At 41.2% G+C, this 15,373-nt stretch carries 20 protein-coding genes; 16 read left to right on the top strand and 4 right to left on the bottom strand.

Annotated features, from left to right (window positions below):
• Positions 1 to 29 precede the first annotated feature (29 nt).
• Positions 30 to 170, top strand: coding sequence for a GapA-binding peptide SR1P (locus tag NSU11_RS11965; RefSeq protein WP_117590472.1), 141 nt, complete (start codon positions 30 to 32; stop codon positions 168 to 170).
• 100 nt (positions 171 to 270) lie between these two features.
• Here the strand turns inward: NSU11_RS11965 and NSU11_RS11960 are convergent, their stop codons facing one another.
• Positions 271 to 972, bottom strand: a complete 702-nt coding sequence (locus NSU11_RS11960; protein WP_024423055.1) for a FadR/GntR family transcriptional regulator — start codon at positions 970 to 972, stop codon at positions 271 to 273.
• Positions 973 to 1,106: 134 nt separating this feature from the next.
• The gene (gene sigK / locus NSU11_RS11955; RefSeq protein ID WP_034738387.1) at positions 1,107 to 1,835 is read right to left on the bottom strand and encodes an RNA polymerase sporulation sigma factor SigK; all 729 of its coding nucleotides are present in this window, start codon (positions 1,833 to 1,835) and stop codon (positions 1,107 to 1,109) included.
• A gap of 218 nt (positions 1,836 to 2,053) precedes the next feature.
• Here sigK and NSU11_RS11950 point away from each other — a divergent pair, with 218 nt between their 5' ends.
• The 4 genes from NSU11_RS11950 (at position 2,054) to NSU11_RS11935 (ending at position 5,125) form a co-directional block, all read left to right on the top strand.
• The gene (locus NSU11_RS11950) at positions 2,054 to 3,175 is read left to right on the top strand and encodes a tetratricopeptide repeat protein (RefSeq protein ID WP_024427938.1); all 1,122 of its coding nucleotides are present in this window, start codon (positions 2,054 to 2,056) and stop codon (positions 3,173 to 3,175) included.
• Positions 3,176 to 3,343: 168 nt separating this feature from the next.
• Positions 3,344 to 4,084, top strand: a complete 741-nt coding sequence (locus NSU11_RS11945; protein WP_024423054.1) for a polysaccharide deacetylase family protein — start codon at positions 3,344 to 3,346, stop codon at positions 4,082 to 4,084.
• 84 nt (positions 4,085 to 4,168) lie between these two features.
• Complete coding sequence (locus tag NSU11_RS11940) at positions 4,169 to 4,897, top strand: GDSL-type esterase/lipase family protein (RefSeq protein ID WP_024423053.1); 729 nt, start codon at positions 4,169 to 4,171, stop codon at positions 4,895 to 4,897.
• Positions 4,898 to 4,975: 78 nt separating this feature from the next.
• Positions 4,976 to 5,125, top strand: a complete 150-nt coding sequence (locus NSU11_RS11935; protein WP_162842499.1) for a hypothetical protein — start codon at positions 4,976 to 4,978, stop codon at positions 5,123 to 5,125.
• Positions 5,126 to 5,260: 135 nt separating this feature from the next.
• Here NSU11_RS11935 and NSU11_RS11930 read toward each other — a convergent pair whose 3' ends face one another.
• Complete coding sequence (locus tag NSU11_RS11930; protein ID WP_003217327.1) at positions 5,261 to 5,401, bottom strand: sporulation histidine kinase inhibitor Sda; 141 nt, start codon at positions 5,399 to 5,401, stop codon at positions 5,261 to 5,263.
• Positions 5,402 to 5,762: 361 nt separating this feature from the next.
• On the opposite strand from NSU11_RS11930, the gene NSU11_RS11925 reads away from it, so the two are divergent.
• The 8 genes from NSU11_RS11925 to NSU11_RS11890 are packed head-to-tail and all read left to right on the top strand — an operon-like array spanning position 5,763 to position 10,781.
• Entirely contained in the window at positions 5,763 to 6,284 is a 522-nt protein-coding gene (locus NSU11_RS11925; RefSeq protein WP_008356191.1) for a YqeG family HAD IIIA-type phosphatase, read from the top strand.
• 2 nt (positions 6,285 to 6,286) lie between these two features.
• Positions 6,287 to 7,387, top strand: a complete 1,101-nt coding sequence (gene yqeH / locus NSU11_RS11920) for a ribosome biogenesis GTPase YqeH (protein ID WP_024423052.1) — start codon at positions 6,287 to 6,289, stop codon at positions 7,385 to 7,387.
• Positions 7,388 to 7,408: 21 nt separating this feature from the next.
• Positions 7,409 to 8,251: a shikimate dehydrogenase gene (gene aroE / locus NSU11_RS11915; RefSeq protein WP_024423051.1), complete on the top strand. Its 843-nt coding sequence runs from the start codon at positions 7,409 to 7,411 to the stop codon at positions 8,249 to 8,251.
• Positions 8,245 to 8,535, top strand: a complete 291-nt coding sequence (yhbY, locus tag NSU11_RS11910; protein ID WP_008342507.1) for a ribosome assembly RNA-binding protein YhbY — start codon at positions 8,245 to 8,247, stop codon at positions 8,533 to 8,535. The genes aroE and yhbY overlap by 7 nt, the downstream gene beginning before the upstream one ends.
• Before the next feature lie 13 nt (positions 8,536 to 8,548).
• A complete protein-coding gene (locus tag NSU11_RS11905) occupies positions 8,549 to 9,118 on the top strand; it encodes a nicotinate-nucleotide adenylyltransferase (protein WP_024423050.1) in 570 nt (189 codons plus the stop codon).
• Entirely contained in the window at positions 9,108 to 9,671 is a 564-nt protein-coding gene (yqeK, locus tag NSU11_RS11900; RefSeq protein WP_024423049.1) for a bis(5'-nucleosyl)-tetraphosphatase (symmetrical) YqeK, read from the top strand. The genes NSU11_RS11905 and yqeK overlap by 11 nt, the downstream gene beginning before the upstream one ends.
• A 13-nt stretch (positions 9,672 to 9,684) precedes the next feature.
• Entirely contained in the window at positions 9,685 to 10,041 is a 357-nt protein-coding gene (gene rsfS, locus NSU11_RS11895) for a ribosome silencing factor (protein WP_003217467.1), read from the top strand.
• Positions 10,038 to 10,781, top strand: coding sequence for a class I SAM-dependent methyltransferase (locus NSU11_RS11890; RefSeq protein ID WP_024423048.1), 744 nt, complete (start codon positions 10,038 to 10,040; stop codon positions 10,779 to 10,781). Before rsfS ends, NSU11_RS11890 begins: the two co-directional genes overlap by 4 nt.
• 48 nt (positions 10,782 to 10,829) lie before the next feature.
• Here NSU11_RS11890 and comER read toward each other — a convergent pair whose 3' ends face one another.
• On the bottom strand, positions 10,830 to 11,678 hold the full coding sequence (gene comER / locus NSU11_RS11885; protein WP_024423047.1) for a late competence protein ComER: 849 nt from the start codon (positions 11,676 to 11,678) through the stop codon (positions 10,830 to 10,832).
• Positions 11,679 to 11,768: 90 nt separating this feature from the next.
• On the opposite strand from comER, the gene NSU11_RS11880 reads away from it, so the two are divergent.
• The 3 genes from NSU11_RS11880 (at position 11,769) to NSU11_RS11870 (ending at position 15,353) form a co-directional block, all read left to right on the top strand.
• Positions 11,769 to 12,398, top strand: coding sequence for a helix-hairpin-helix domain-containing protein (locus tag NSU11_RS11880; RefSeq protein ID WP_024423046.1), 630 nt, complete (start codon positions 11,769 to 11,771; stop codon positions 12,396 to 12,398).
• Positions 12,399 to 12,463: 65 nt separating this feature from the next.
• Positions 12,464 to 13,033, top strand: coding sequence for a ComE operon protein 2 (locus tag NSU11_RS11875; RefSeq protein ID WP_024423045.1), 570 nt, complete (start codon positions 12,464 to 12,466; stop codon positions 13,031 to 13,033).
• Positions 13,026 to 15,353 carry a DNA internalization-related competence protein ComEC/Rec2 gene (locus tag NSU11_RS11870; protein WP_024423044.1) on the top strand — a complete coding sequence of 776 codons (2,328 nt, stop codon included), beginning with the start codon at positions 13,026 to 13,028 and terminating at the stop codon, positions 15,351 to 15,353. The genes NSU11_RS11875 and NSU11_RS11870 overlap by 8 nt, the downstream gene beginning before the upstream one ends.
• The last annotated feature ends 20 nt before the right edge of the window (positions 15,354 to 15,373 follow it).

Here is a 15,373-nt window from a genome sequence, read left to right as displayed (position 1 = left end):
AATATCAAAACGAAGGAGCTGATATGAGGATGGAAAAGAAATCAAATGTGCCGCAAAACACGATTGTGTGCAAAGAATGTGAGGAAATGATTGATACAGCTCATGGATGTGAAGGTGTTAAGGTTTTATACGGAATATGCGAAAAATGCTTAGAATCAAAAAAACGTTGAAATGAAAAACAAAGGCGCATAACTCACAAGTTCGACTTGCGGTTAGACGCCTTTATTTGTTTTAAAAGAACTTTTTTTAAAATGTGTATAAGCGGAGAGATTAGCTTTTCCAGTAGCGATCATATAAATTTTGCATATGGTCAGTCATCCGTGTTACGGCTTCTGATGCGTTCCGCTCTTCTAGTGCTTTTATAATCATTTTGTGCTCTTGAAAGTTGATCTCTCGATAATCTGAACGAGTAACAGTCCGATCACGAATAAATCTCCACATTTCCTGTTGTTTCATAGCATTCGTAATAGAAGACATAAAGGTAACAAATAAATCGTTATGTGACGCTCTTGCAATGCCCATATGTAGTTGTTCGTCGGTTTCAGGAACATATACACCCGACCGTGTTTCTTCTTCCATTTTTTTTATCGTCTGTTTAAGCTCCTCAATCTCTTGATCGGTCGCTCTCAAAGCGGCAAAATGGATAATTAAAGGTTCAATGTGCATTCGGGCTTCCACAATATCTTCAGGAGATGCTGATTTCATAGAAAGAGTCCCTTCAGTGGTGATGGTCGTATTTTTAACGAACACACCTTCTCCTTGACGGGAGTAAATGACACCATTCATTTCTAATGCACTGAGAGCTTGCCTGACCGGTGCACGGCTGACGCCAAATTGTTCACATAGTTCTCTTTCAGAAGGAAGTTTATCTCCTACTTTAAAAGAGCCTAACTGTATTTCTGAAAGGATTTGATTATAAATCTGTATATATAATTTTTTATTAGAAACAGGATTGAATTTCATAAAAATCACTCCTTTCAATAGGTATTGTTATTTGTCATACAAGTATATTAATTATATACTTTTCAGATTTGAAGGGCAAAATAAAAACAGACCTTATGAGGGCCTGTTTTTATTGAAAAGTAGTCCTCTATGAAGTTTTCCGCTCACTTCCCTTTCTCCCGTTTCCGTTTTTCCTTCTCCGCCCGGTAAAACTCATGAAACATCTTCATCAGCGCGCGCTTCTCAATACGTGACACATAGCTCCGCGATATCCCAAGCTCTTTGGCTATTTCCCGCTGCGTTTTTTCTTTCTTTAAATCAAGGCCGAACCGGCCGACGATCACTTCTTTTTCTCGGCCGTCGAGAATGTCGATATACTCCTTTACTTTTTCAAGCTCCATGTTGAGCTGAATGGTATCGATCACATCTTCATTTTCGGATTTTAAGACATCAATTAATGAAATTTCGTTGCCTTCTTTATCCTGACCGATGGGGTCATGCAAGGAGACGTCCTTTTTTGTTTTTTTGAGCGCGCGTAAGTGCATGAGAATTTCATTTTCAATACACCGCGCCGCATACGTTGCCAGCTTTGTTCCTTTTCCAGAGGAATAGCTTTCGATGGCTTTAATGAGTCCGATCGTCCCGATGGAGATGAGGTCTTCAGCGTCTTCCCCGGTATTTTCAAATTTCTTTACAATATGGGCGACGAGCCGAAGGTTATGTTCAATCAGCATGTTTCTTGCGTGTTCATCGCCCTGTGCCATGAGGGCTAAGTATTTTTTTTCATCATCTCCAGAAAGGGGCTGTGGAAAGGCATTGTTTTTGACATAGGACACTAAAAACACCAATTCTTTGACCATCAATCCCATCGCTGTAAATACTCCTGCCACGATTTTCACCTCCACCATGTTTAGGCCGCTGCCTATATCCTCAAATGTATGTGAAGGAGGGATTGTCTGTGTCTGTACGATGAAAAAATCATCTTTTTCAAAAAAATCGTGCTTCAGTTCGTCTCTTTTTTATGTTTGCGGTTTCTTTGCGGTGCTTGGCGGTCAAGAAGCGTGCTAAAATATGTAATATTAGACCGAAAAGGAAGGGGTAATTTCGGAACATGGGGAAGGTTCTATCTTCACATGTAGGTATGAAAATTAATGAATGGTATCGAATGATACGGCAGTTCAGTGTTCCAGATGCGGAAATCTTGAAAGCGGAAGTTGAAGCGGAAATTGAACAGATGGAAGAGGACCAGCATTTACTGATTTATTATCAGCTCATGTGTTTTCGGCACCAAATCATGCTTGACTATATACACCCTTCAAAATATCAACCTTTCTCAGTATCTAATCTAGTCGATAAAATCGAAAACTCCAATCATGAGTTATCTGATATGCTGCATTATTACCATGCATTTTTTCGTGGCATGCATGAATTTAGTCAAAAAGAATATTTAGAAGCCGTCAAATATTATCGAGTCGCAGAAAAGCAGCTGTCCATGGTATTTGATGATATTGAGCAGGCAGAGTTTCATTTTAAAGTGGCAGAAGCCTACTATATAATGAAACAAACACATGTCTCCATGCACCATATTTTAAAGGCGCTGGAAATATACGATCAGCATGATGCGTATACGATTCGCATCATTCAATGTCTCTTTGTCATCTCAGGAAATTATCAAGATTTAAAACGAAAAGACCGGGCGCTGCCTCATTTAAAAAAGGCAAAACAGCTCGCATCTCAAATTGATCACCCGCGCATATACAGTTCAGCGCTCTATAATTTAGGAAAATGTTATGGCGAGCTTGGCTATAGAGAGGAAGCGGAACGATATTTAACGGAATCCGCTGATCTTGCCCGCAAAGAGCTGCTCCCAACGCTTCCGCATACGCTTTATACGCTGGCGAAGCTGCTTTTTAGACAGAATGAACAGGCGGATGCCCTGCGCATATTAGAAGATGGGAAATTGGCTGCAAAGAAGCATGAAGACCAGCTGTTCTGTCATATGTTTGAGTATCTGGATGCTTTATATGTTCAGGAAATCAATGAAGACCAACTGCAAAAAACCATTGATTATTTGGAAAAACTTAGCCTATACTCTTATATAGAGGATATCTCACTAGAAATTGCGACAGCCTTAGAAGCCTCTCAACAATACAAAAAGTCCAACCAGTATTATCAGAAATTATTATGGGCTCAAAATCAAATCCAAGAAGGAGAGTGTCTGTATGAATTCTAAGCAACGTTCGACAGTTGAAGAGAGAAACCAAACGTGAAACAAAGAGCGGGCCAATATGGCCGGCTTTTTTTATTTGAAAAAGAAGCAGATATCACCATGAAGCTTGCATGAATTGATGCGAAAGCGGGCAATTTATCGGTAATGATGTTCGGTGGAGGAGGCGGTCGAATGAGAGGGCTGCATATCTTGATGTGTATATGGCTGCTAGGTGCTTTTGTTCCTAATGAAGTAGAGGCACATACATTAAAACGAGTCGATCTTGAAAAAACGGGACGTGCCTTTTGGGACATGAGAGCGGAACGGAAAAAGATTGCGATCACCTTTGATGATGGACCTCATCCAGTGTATACAAATCAAATATTAGATGTGCTGAAGGAGCATCAAGTGAATGCAAGCTTTTTTGTGATAGGGAGCAGAATCCATGCTTATCCAATGATCGCAGAACGGATTGTGGACGAAGGGAATGAACTCGGCAATCATACGATGAATCATACGTATTTTGACCTTTTGTCGTCAAAGGAGATCAAGCGGGAATTAAAAGAATCAGCGGCTCATATCGCTTCACTCCAGCCTGGCGGTCCCTTATTATTTCGCCCTCCTGGTGGACGCTTAACAATGAAATCATTCCGCATTCTGTCAAAGCAAGGGTACGATGTGGTCATGTGGTCCTTTACGCAAGATCCGAAGGACTGGTCAAGACCAGGCGCATTTAAAATTGCAAGCCGAATTATTGATCATATTCAAGGCGGCGATATTATCCTTTTACATGATGGCGGGGGAAATCGCAAGCAAACGGTAGAAGCATTGAAACAAGTGATTCCTGAGTTGAAGAAGAGGGGCTATGAATTTGTAAAAGTAAGTGAACTGCTGCACCACGACAAAGCATATATGCCTGTTCAGATTCAATAGGCAGCATTCGTCAAAAACATTCATTCATTGAAACCAAAAGTCTTGTCGTTTACTATATGAAGAGGGCTTTTGGAGGTGAATGTTGTGAAGAAATATGTTTTCCTTTTCATCCTATTATGTGTTGCTGCTGGGTGCTCTAAGCCAGTACAAGAAAGCGTCATTGCATTTGGTGACAGCAATACAAGAGGATCAAACTGGGACTTTCGAGATTATCCAACATCTGAAAAATGGGTGAATCTCATGAAAAACGTCGAGCGCGGCCAAATTCAAGTGAAGAATGCAGGCATTGGCGGGCAGACGACTGAAGACGCGAAACTGCGCTTTGAGCAGGATATTTTAAAACAGAAACCAACTTACGTCCTCATCATGTTCGGTACGAATGATGCGGCGATTTTAGACGGGAAACATCCCCGAGTGACGAAAAAACGGTTTAAAGAAAATTTAACCTACTTCATTTCTGAAAGTAGAAAAGAAGGCATTACCCCGATTCTCATGACCTGTGTGCCTGTTGTAGAAGGCGGGAAAAAGGGCTTGTATTATTACTCCAGGTATAAGTCATCTTATTTTGCCGGGAGAGGCGGGGCAAGAGCTTGGCAAAACTCTTATAATGACATCACAAGAGAAGTAGCGAAGGATGAGCAGGTGCCGCTTGTCGACAACTGGAAAGCTTTCATCCGAGAAGCTGGAGAAGATAGTGATCATGCCCTGATTCAGTCAGGCTTGATCGACCCTTCTGGCAATCATATGACACCAAAAGGGGCGAGAATTATTTATAACGAAATCAAAGAGCGTGATGTCATCAAACATTTTTAAATGATGGCCATCTGCCTAAACAAGACCATCCATCCAGCATAGTCTAACAGTATATCTTCCTAGAAGGAGGTAACTGATATGTGGGGATGTCCTTATCCTTACCCTGCGTGTTCGCCTTATCCAGCACAAGGAGCAGGAATCGGTTACGCTTTTCTTGTTGTGTTCCTTGTGGTCATTTTAGTCGTAGGCGGAGGGTTATGGTTTTGGAATGAACAGCCTTGCAATTAAGACACCTCTTCTTTCATCAGAAGGGGTGTTTTTTACGGAAAATAGTAGTAAGCCTATAGCGCAAGTGATATAATATCAGTCACCTGAGTTTAAAAAAGGAGAGTGCTCGGGAGGCATGGTTCCTGTGATATGGAATTAAGAGGAAACAGAGAGCATATGCCCGAGCGAACGTCTTTTCATTTCTGTCTCAATTAATTCAATGAAGTCGCGATTTAAGTTCATTTCATTTGCTTTATAATACGATTCTATAAGTAAATCATCTGACAGCTTTTTCATACTAGAAACCCATATGATGGGAAAAACACCTCCCCTGAAAAAGTTGGCATAAAATTTGAGGAAAAGACATATCATCATAGGTTGATCGACTGTCTTTGAAGTACCTTTAATCTACCATGAATGGGAAACAAGAACAATCGTTCTGTTATCCACATGGTTAAGTGGATAACTTGTGGGTAGAGTGTTTATAATTGAATGAAAGCATGATGAAATATAGGTGGATAATGTGTGTAAAATTATCCACACCTGTTGAAGGGCCTCATCATATGTCGAAAACTTTTTCATTGTATTCGATAGACAGACAAATTGTGATTTGATTCGACACAATCGCTGAAAACCAATGGAAGAAAGGGTGCAAATTGTGCTAAAGAAGTATTTCTTACCGGATGAATTTGTGAAAAGTATTTTCCACATTTCACCGCAAAAATTAAAAGAACGAAATGTAAAAGGAATTATTACCGATCTAGATAACACACTAGTAGAATGGGACCGTCCAAGTGCGACACCGCGCTTAATTGAATGGTTCCAAGAAATGAAAGATCACGGGATACAAGTGACGATTGTATCAAACAATAATGAAAAAAGGGTCAAGCTTTTTTCTGAACCGGTTCATATCCCGTTTATCTATAAAGCGAGAAAGCCTATGGGAAGAGCCTTTAATAAGGCAGTCGCTGATATGCAGTTGAAAAAAGAAGATGTGGTTGTCATTGGGGATCAGCTCATGACAGATGTTCTTGGCGGGAATCGTCATGGCTTCCATACGATTTTGGTCGTTCCTGTTGCTGCCTCGGACGGATTTTTCACAAAGTTTAACAGGCAGATTGAACGCAGAATTTTAGGAGCCTTAAAGCGTAAGGGCCACATTCAGTGGGAGGAAGAGTAATAATGGAAAAGGTTGTTTGTATTGGCTGCGGTGTAGCCATTCAGACGGAAGATAAAGATCAATTAGGATATGCGCCGGCAGCATCTCTATTGAAAGAAGATGTGATCTGTCAGCGCTGTTTTAGGTTAAAGAACTACAATGAGATTCAAGATGTTTCTTTAACAGAGGACGACTTTTTAAATATATTGCACAGCATTGGAGAGACAGATTCTCTCATTGTGAAGGTCGTTGATATTTTTGACTTTAACGGAAGCTGGATCAATGGGCTGAACCGTATTGTCGGCGGTAATCCGATTTTACTTGTCGGCAACAAAGTGGATATTTTACCGAAATCCGTGAAAAAAGATCGTCTAATTCATTGGATGAAACGGGAAGCAAAGGAAAACGGATTAAACCCTATCGATGTTTTCTTGATCAGTGCAAGCAGAGGCCAGGGTGTGCCTGAGGTGATGGAAGCGATCGATCATTACCGCGAGGGAAGAAATGTCTATGTCGTCGGCTGTACGAATGTTGGAAAATCAACATTTATCAATCGAATCATCAAAGAAGTATCTGGCGAAGAGAACGTCATTACTACATCCCAATATCCAGGTACTACACTTGATGCGATTGAAATCCCGCTTGATGACGGGTCTGCTTTATTCGATACGCCGGGCATCATCAACCGCCATCAAATGGCGCACTATGTCAGCAAAAATGACCTGAAGATTTTAACGCCGAAAAAAGAATTGAAACCGAGAACGTTCCAATTAAATGAAGCACAAACGCTTTATTTTGGCGGACTGGCTCGATTTGATTATGTAAAAGGCGGCAGAACATCATTTGTGTGCTATATGCCAAATGAGCTGAACATTCACCGGACAAAGCTCGAGAACGCAGATGATTTATATGAAAAACATGCAGGGGAACTGCTGTCACCGCCATCAAAAGAGGGAATGGAAGATTTCCCGCCGCTCGTTCCGCATACCTTTACCATTGATCAGCCAAAAATCGACATCGTCTTTTCAGGTTTAGGCTGGGTTACTGCAAATGATGCGGGCAAGCAAATCAAAGTTTATGCGCCAAAAGGCGTTCATGTGTTTATGAGACGTTCGTTAATTTAAATGTTCAAAGGGGGAGAGACCTTGAAACCTTTATACGGAGTAATCGGTAACCCTGTTGGCCACTCAATGTCTCCGGATATTCATAATGCAGCACTAAAGGACGCTGGAATTGATGGACATTATCATGGCTTTCAAGTAGAAAATGATGACCTGAAAGATGCGATTAGCGGCATGAAGGCGTTAGGAATCAGCGGCATTAACGTCACTGTTCCGCACAAGGTAGAAATCATGAAGTACCTTGACAAAATTGATGTGACAGCTGAACGCCTCGGTGCCGTCAATACGGTGCGGCGCGAAGGGGATCAGCTCGTTGGGTACAATACAGATGGAGAAGGCTTTCTTCATTCATTGCTTGAAGCCTTGGATCAGCCGTTATCAGAGCTGTCATTTCTCTTGATTGGTGCTGGCGGAGCCGCAAGAGCGATTTATACGACAATTGCTCAGTATGCACCGAAGAGCTTTGATATTACGAACCGCACCATTGAAAAAGCTGAAGCTTTAATTGAAACTGCAGAGGGAAAAATCACATCTCAAGCAATCACATTAAATGCAGCAGAAGAGCGGCTTGGGGGATATGATGTCATCATTCATACGACCTCGATCGGCATGTATCCGAATGTTGAAGAAACCCCGATTTCTTTAGCGAACGCAAAAAAAACAGCGGTCGTTTGTGATATTGTGTATAATCCAATAGAAACAAAACTGCTTAGGGAAGCAGCAGGTTTAGGCTTGAAAACAGTGGATGGGGTTGGCATGTTTGTCGGACAAGCAGTAAGAGCCTTTGAACTGTGGACAGGCATTACACCTGACGCCGGAAAAATGAAGTCAATTGTCATAGAGAAATTAGGAGGAACACCATGTTAAAAGGTAAGCAAAAACGTTTTTTACGTGCACAAGCACATCATTTATCACCTATTTTTCAAGTTGGAAAAGGCGGGGTAAATGACAATATGGTCAAGCAAATTTCCGAGGCGCTTGAAGCAAGAGAACTGTTAAAGGTCAGCGTATTGCAAAATTGTGACGAGGACAAAACAGAAGTTGCGAAAGCACTTGTAAAAGGTGCAAAGGCTGAGCTCGTTCAAACGATCGGAAATGTGATTGTCCTTTACAAAGAATCTAAGGAAAATAAACAAATTAAGCTGCCGTAAAGGTGGATGCGATATGAAAAAAATAGGGTTGTTCGGCGGTACGTTTGATCCTCCCCATAACGGGCATTTGCTGATGGCAAGTGAGGTGCGGATTCAAGTGGGGCTTGATGAAATTTGGTTTATCCCAAACCATATGCCTCCTCATAAAACTGGACGAAAACGTGCAGATAGTCATCACCGCATAAAAATGGTGGAGGCGGCGATTCAATCAAATCCAAATTTTCGGCTCGAGCTTATTGAAATGGAGCGGGAGGGTCCGTCTTATACGGTAGATACAGTGAATCTGTTAAAGAAGCGTCATCCAGAAGATCAGTTCTTTTTTATGATAGGAGCGGACATGGTCGAATATTTGCCAAAATGGCATCGGATCGATGATTTGCTTCAAATGATCACCTTTATTGGGATGAAAAGGCCGGGTTACGTTGGAAGTACGGCATATCCTCTTTTATTTGCAGATGTTCCAGCTTTTGATGTATCATCGACATTGATTAGGCAGCGAATAGAGCAGGGGAACCCTGTCGATTATTTGATTCCGAAAGCTGTTGAGCGTTATATAAAGGAGCATCATTTATATGAATCGTGAAGAAGCATTGAACTGTGTCAAAGAGCAGTTAACAGAGCATAGATATACACATACACTTGGAGTCATGGAGACAGCCATTTCATTAGCGGAACGGTTCGGTGCAGATGTGAAAAAAGCAGAGATCGCCGCTATTTTTCATGATTATGCGAAATTTAGGCCAAAAGAAGAAATGAAGGGGATTATCCAAAAAGAACAGATGAACCCTTTATTGCTTGAATATTCGCCCGAGCTTTGGCACGCCCCGGTTGGTGCGTATTTGGTCAAAAAAGAAGCTGGAATTGACGATCAAGATGTGTTAACAGCTATTGAATTTCATACTTCCGGCAGACCAGGCATGACCTTACTTGAAAAAGTCATTTATGTCGCAGATTATATTGAACCAGGACGTCATTTCCCTGGTGTCGAAGAAGTAAGGGAATTAGCAGAAAATGATCTAGATCGTGCACTGATCCAATCATTAAAAAACACCATCAGTTTTCTAATGAAAAAGAATCAGCCAGTCTTTCCAGATACGCTTGCTACTTACAATTCGCTTGTGCATAAGAACAACTAAGGAGGAATTTTGGATGGATTCATCATCAATTTTAAACGTCGCAGCTGGAGCATGCGATGATAAACGGGCTGAGGATATTATTGCCCTTAATATGCAAGGAATCTCACTTGTTGCGGATTATTTTCTCATTTGTCACGGGAATTCTGATAAACAAGTGCAAGCCATTGCAAGAGAAGTAAAACATCTTGCAGAGGAAAGCGGAATCGAAGTGAAGAAGATGGAAGGCTTTGATGAAGCAAGATGGGTATTGATTGACCTAGGTGATGTCATTGCCCATGTGTTCCACAAAGAAGAAAGAGGATACTACAATCTAGAAAAGCTATGGGGAGATGCGCCGAGAGAAACGCTTTCACTTGGCATTAACTCATGATTTATCAAGGGTTTGCAGGTGTGTATGACGAGCTCATGGCACATGCACCTTATGATGAATGGGTTCAGTGGATCCAGCAATATATGAAGCCGAATGCTGCCATCATCGATGTAGGCTGTGGAACTGGAGAGATTTCTCTTCGGTTAGCTGAAAAGGGCCACAAGGTCACAGGAATTGACCTCAGTGAAGAAATGCTGGCCTTTGCGCAGCAAAAAGCGCAGGCGAAAAAGCAGTCGATTCAATTTTTACATCAAGATATGAGAGAGGTTACGGGCTTTGAGCAAGCCTTCCAGGCAGCCGTTATTTGCTGTGATTCCTTGAATTACTTAAAAAACGAAAATGACGTCAAAAAAACCTTTAAAAACATGTTTCAGCTTTTAGAGGCAGATGGGGTTTTACTTTTTGATGTTCATACGCCTTATAAAATGGAAGAGGTATTCCCAGGTTCGACTTATGCAGATCAGGATGAAGAGATCAGCTATATTTGGCAGAGTGATAAAGGGGACGACATGTATTCGGTCATACATGATTTAAGCTTTTTTGTAAAAGACGGAGACATGTATCAGCGTTATGATGAGACACATGAACAGCGCACATTTCCATTTGAAACATATTCAGCGTTCCTTGAGTCCGCTGGCTTTGAACAAATAGAAGTGACTGCTGATTTTACAAATGAAGCCCCCGGTGAATTCGCCGAAAGATATTTCATCTCAGCTAAGAAACCAAAAACCATCGTTTAATAGAACGATGGTTTTTTAAAACCCTTTTTTCGCTTGTTGCAAAGATGATTAATTTCTGCGATCATCAGTGAACACACTTGGAGGATATTGATGCGCAACCGCTTCTAGATCTTCATCGAATTTTTCATGAGTGTTTTGAAAGAGACGGTGAAACATATCTTGCACACCAGCTTCAAGTGCTTTAATGCCTTCACCAGTGACGCCGCCTTTCACACATACTTTGTCTTGCAGTGTCGGAAGGGTATAGACTCTTTTTTCAATCAAACGGCCAAGACCAACAAGCATATCCTCTGATAAGGTGGTGGCTTCTTCTTTAGAAATATCCGTTTCTTCTACGGCTGCTTCAATCATTTTCTGAACGAGAAAACTGATAAAAGCAGGTCCGCAGCTGACAATATCGGAAGCCGCTCTAGTAATTGAATGATGGATCTCGATAGGTGTTGAAATGCACGAAGCTAACTGTCTTAACGCAGTTTTCGTCGCGGCATTGCATGATGAACCAAAAGTTAAAAGTGATGCGCCTGATAAAGCGCGGTTTGTAATGCTTGGAATCAACCTGGCTGTTTGACAAGGAACGATATCCTGAAGCTGTTCAGGATGAACCGGACTGGTAATGATGACAATGGTTTGCTGCTCCGTTAAAAGAGGGCTCAGCTCTTTTAAAAGTGGATAAATATCAAGTGGTTTGACACAAACAAAAATGAAATCTTTATTCGTGACAGCCCCTGAAAGCTGTTTCGTTACTTCAAGCTCTGGATGGTTCTTTTTTATATTGAACGCTTTTTCAATGGTTCGGTTTGTAATGGTGATCGATGAGGGATTGACTGCCTTTGATTCAATAAATGCCTCAGTAAGTATGGTACCCATGTTTCCTGTACCGATTAACCCTATATTCAAACGTTCTCCCTCCTTAGACGCATAGGATCTGTTATCTTCTAAACAGTATGTTGAGCAGTAGAAAAATATGATTGAAAGTAGCGTGAGTAAGTGAAACGACTCATTTCATTAAAAAAATACAGTCTTTATATCGCCGCTGGACTCATAGTCGTGATCATCTTCAGTTTCTTCTTTTTCACTGGAAAAGGAGAGGGCAGCAGAGAGCCAAGTGTATTGAAGGAAAATAAAGACATACAAGTCACATTAGAAGACAAACAAGAAAAGACAGAAAAAGAGCCATCGACGATTTTTGTAGAGGTCAAAGGAGCTGTAAGGAAGCCAGGTGTTTATACGTTTCAATCTGATGCTCGGGTAGAGGAAGCGATTCAAAGGGCAGGAGGCTTTACCAGCAAAGCAGACTCGATTGAAATCAACCAAGCAGCTAAATTAGAGGATAGTATGATGATTTATGTTCGGAAGCAGGGGGAAGCGGAAAGAGAAACGCAAACAGCATCAGCTGACGCATCAACGGGCGTTGAAAAGAGTGAGGGTGTGAATGTCAATCAGGCCGATGCAGCCGAATTACAAACCATTAACGGCATAGGACCAGCTAAAGCCGAAGCCATCATTTCGTATAGAGAGGAACACGGAGAATTTCAACAAATTGAAGACTTGCGAAACATTTCAGGTTTTGGGGAAAAGACGATTGAACGGCTGAAAAGTCAATTGACCGTGAAGTAGAATTGACGGTAGAGAAGAAAGGCATGTACACTTAATATCAACCATCATTCTGGAGGGATCAGCTCGTGGAAAGAATTTCATGGAATCAATATTTTATGGCACAAAGCCATTTGCTTGCTTTACGAAGCACCTGTGAGCGGTTAGCTGTTGGGGCGACCATCGTAAGGGACAAGCGCATCATTGCAGGGGGGTATAATGGCTCCATTGCCGGTGATGTTCATTGTGCGGATGTAGGGTGCTATGTCATTGATCATCACTGTGTTCGCACCATCCATGCGGAAATGAATGCTATTTTACAATGTGCCAAATTTGGTGCACCTACAGCTGATGCTGAAATATATGTCACACATTTTCCTTGTTTACAGTGCTGTAAAGCCATCATTCAAGCGGGCATACGAACAGTGTACTATGCAAAGGATTATAAAAATCATCCATATGCGATTGATTTATTCGAGCAGGCGGGTGTTCAAACAGAGCAAGTTGAATTAGATGAAATGATCATCGACTTAAAAAATCAAGAAAAATTGGCCTTTGTTGCAGATTTAATTGGGAAGCTGAGTGAATCAGGACTTAGCGAAACAGAAATTCGCGATATGCATGAGAAGGCGAATCAATTATTTACTTCCTATGTTTAAATATTTGCCGTTTGGGGCAATTTCAGCAGCTGTTGGAATTGCTCTGGCTGCATATCATCTTCATATGTATTTCCTTCTCTTTCTTCTCATCATATTACTTCTCAGCCTACTGAAAAAAATGCCTCAGCTCTTTTTAATGGTCAGCCTATGCGGTGCTGTCTATATACTCATTTTTATGATTCATGAGTCTCTTGAAACGGATCAACCCGTACTAGAAAAATTCCTATCTGGTTCCGTTGTGATTGAAAGTATTCCGAAAACAGATGGCAATCGTTTTTCAGCAACTGTTTCAACAGAACATGAACAACTAGCCACTTTTTATACAATTCAAACAGAGCGTGAAAAAGAGGCATTAAAAGAGGTAGAACCTGGTATGAGCTGTCACATGACAGGTGATGTTCGTCCAGCAAAGCACGCAACCATTCCTAACGGGTTTCAATACGATCAATTTTTAAAATCAAAAGGCATTGACGCCATTTTTCTGCCACAGTCGATCAAAAACTGTACAAAAAAAGACAGTTCTTCCTATTATCTTCAAGTGATAAGGCAAAAGGGGTTGAAATTTTTAGAAGATCATGTGCCTAAACACTCTGTTGGCATTGTACAGGCACTTATTTTTGGCGATCGTGAGTTGATAGACCCTGATACATTAAGAGATTATCAAATGCTTGGCATTATTCATTTACTAGCGATCTCAGGATTGCATGTACAAACGCTTCTTGCATGTTTATTTTGGTGTCTCCTTCGTGCGGGCGTGACAAGAGAGACAGCACGTATTCTTCTATTATGCTTTCTTCCAATTTATGCTTGTTTGACAGGTGCTGCACCATCTGTTTTAAGAGCTTGCCTCATGGCAGGAATCTATTTAGTGATGACTAGTCTGCCAAAAGAAATGAAACAGCCTTCTGCTGTAGTATTAAGTGCAACGTTTTTACTCTTATTAGCAATTCATCCTCTTTATTTATTTGATATCGGATTTCAGCTTTCATTCGCGGTCACGTTTTTTATTTTGTTATCGACTAGGATTTTATCAAAAGCAAAAAGTTCAGTCATGCAATTATTCCTGATTTCCTTTATTGCACAGCTTGCTTCACTTCCTGTTCTTTTATATCATTTTCACCAATTCTCTTTACTGAGCGTACCTTTGAACATGATATTTGTTCCTTTATATACGACGGTCGTTATGCCGCTATCCTTACTCTTTTTTATTCTCACTACCATTTATCTTCCGCTTGGACAAACATTGTTTCAGCTGCTTGATTCGGTGATTCAGCTTAGTCATCAATTGTCAGCCTATATGGCTGTTTTTGATGAATTCAACTTGATTTTTATGAAGTCTGCTTGGTGGCATATTCTTCTTGAGGTAAGCGCCTTAATTGTTCTGTTATTTGTGATGGAGTGCAAAACTTCTGTGAAATCCTATGCACTGCCGATCCTTTTTCTTATTGGTGTCTTGAGTGCACACTATTTCACCCCGAATTTTTTCGAAAAAGGGGAAGTGACGATGCTGGATGTAGGACAGGGGGATAGTTTGTTTATTCAGCTGCCCTATCGAAAGGGGCACCTGCTTGTGGATACAGGAGGCAGACTTTCTTTTGAAGAAGAACCGTGGAAAAAAAGGCGTAAAGTGTCTTCGATCGGTGATCAAACGCTGATCCCGTTTCTGCATTCTAAAGGTATAGCAAAACTTGATGTTCTTATTCTTACACATGCGGATCAAGATCATATGGGAGAAGCAGCTCGTTTAATCAAACGAAATAAAGTAAAGCGGCTGGCTATTCCGAAAGGCTTTGCACGGAGTCCAGAGGATGCGGAGCTGTTAAAAGAAGCAGCTGATCAAGGGATCATGATTGATGAATTAGAGAGAGGAGATCAGCTTCAGATTGGAGAGCAAATATTTGAAGTTCTTCATCCATCGCGTGATCAAGTGACAAGTAAGAATAATGATTCACTCGTTTTGACATTTACTCTAGGCGGGAAGCGGTTTATGCTCACTGGAGACCTTGAACAAGAAGGGGAGCGAGACATTATAGAAGCCTTTCCTCATCTGCGGGCAGATATCTTAAAGGTTGGACATCACGGGAGTAAAGGGTCAACAAGCGAAGAATGGCTTCAACATCTCAAGCCCTCACATGCACTCATTTCAGCAGGTGAACGCAATCGTTATCAGCATCCACATCAGGAAGTTTTGAAGAAATTAAAGGACCAGCAAATGAAGGTGTATCGTACAGATATCAACGGGAGCGTGACATATGAATTTCTCAATGAGGAAGGAACGTTTTACACACACCCTCCATATGATATCTTACAAACTCAATAAAAAAACTGCCAAAACGGCAG

This window comes from Bacillus sp. FSL R5-0712 (genome assembly GCF_038593285.1).
GTDB classification, from domain to species: Bacteria; Bacillota; Bacilli; order Bacillales; family Bacillaceae; genus Bacillus; species Bacillus safensis.
The sequence above is the reverse complement of the archived record's forward strand: the minus strand, read 5'-3'. Positions and strand labels throughout refer to the sequence as shown.

Coding starts and splice junctions, on each gene's coding strand:
- NSU11_RS11965 (WP_117590472.1), top strand. CDS start 30: ATGGAAAAGAAATCAAATGTGCCGCAAAACACGATTGTGTGCAAAGAA.
- NSU11_RS11950 (WP_024427938.1), top strand. CDS start 2,054: ATGGGGAAGGTTCTATCTTCACATGTAGGTATGAAAATTAATGAATGG.
- NSU11_RS11945 (WP_024423054.1), top strand. CDS start 3,344: ATGAGAGGGCTGCATATCTTGATGTGTATATGGCTGCTAGGTGCTTTT.
- NSU11_RS11935 (WP_162842499.1), top strand. CDS start 4,976: ATGTGGGGATGTCCTTATCCTTACCCTGCGTGTTCGCCTTATCCAGCA.
- NSU11_RS11930 (WP_003217327.1), bottom strand. CDS start 5,401: ATGAAAAAGCTGTCAGATGATTTACTTATAGAATCGTATTATAAAGCA.
- yqeH (WP_024423052.1), top strand. CDS start 6,287: ATGGAAAAGGTTGTTTGTATTGGCTGCGGTGTAGCCATTCAGACGGAA.
- yhbY (WP_008342507.1), top strand. CDS start 8,245: ATGTTAAAAGGTAAGCAAAAACGTTTTTTACGTGCACAAGCACATCAT.
- NSU11_RS11905 (WP_024423050.1), top strand. CDS start 8,549: ATGAAAAAAATAGGGTTGTTCGGCGGTACGTTTGATCCTCCCCATAAC.
- yqeK (WP_024423049.1), top strand. CDS start 9,108: ATGAATCGTGAAGAAGCATTGAACTGTGTCAAAGAGCAGTTAACAGAG.
- rsfS (WP_003217467.1), top strand. CDS start 9,685: ATGGATTCATCATCAATTTTAAACGTCGCAGCTGGAGCATGCGATGAT.
- NSU11_RS11890 (WP_024423048.1), top strand. CDS start 10,038: ATGATTTATCAAGGGTTTGCAGGTGTGTATGACGAGCTCATGGCACAT.
- NSU11_RS11870 (WP_024423044.1), top strand. CDS start 13,026: ATGTTTAAATATTTGCCGTTTGGGGCAATTTCAGCAGCTGTTGGAATT.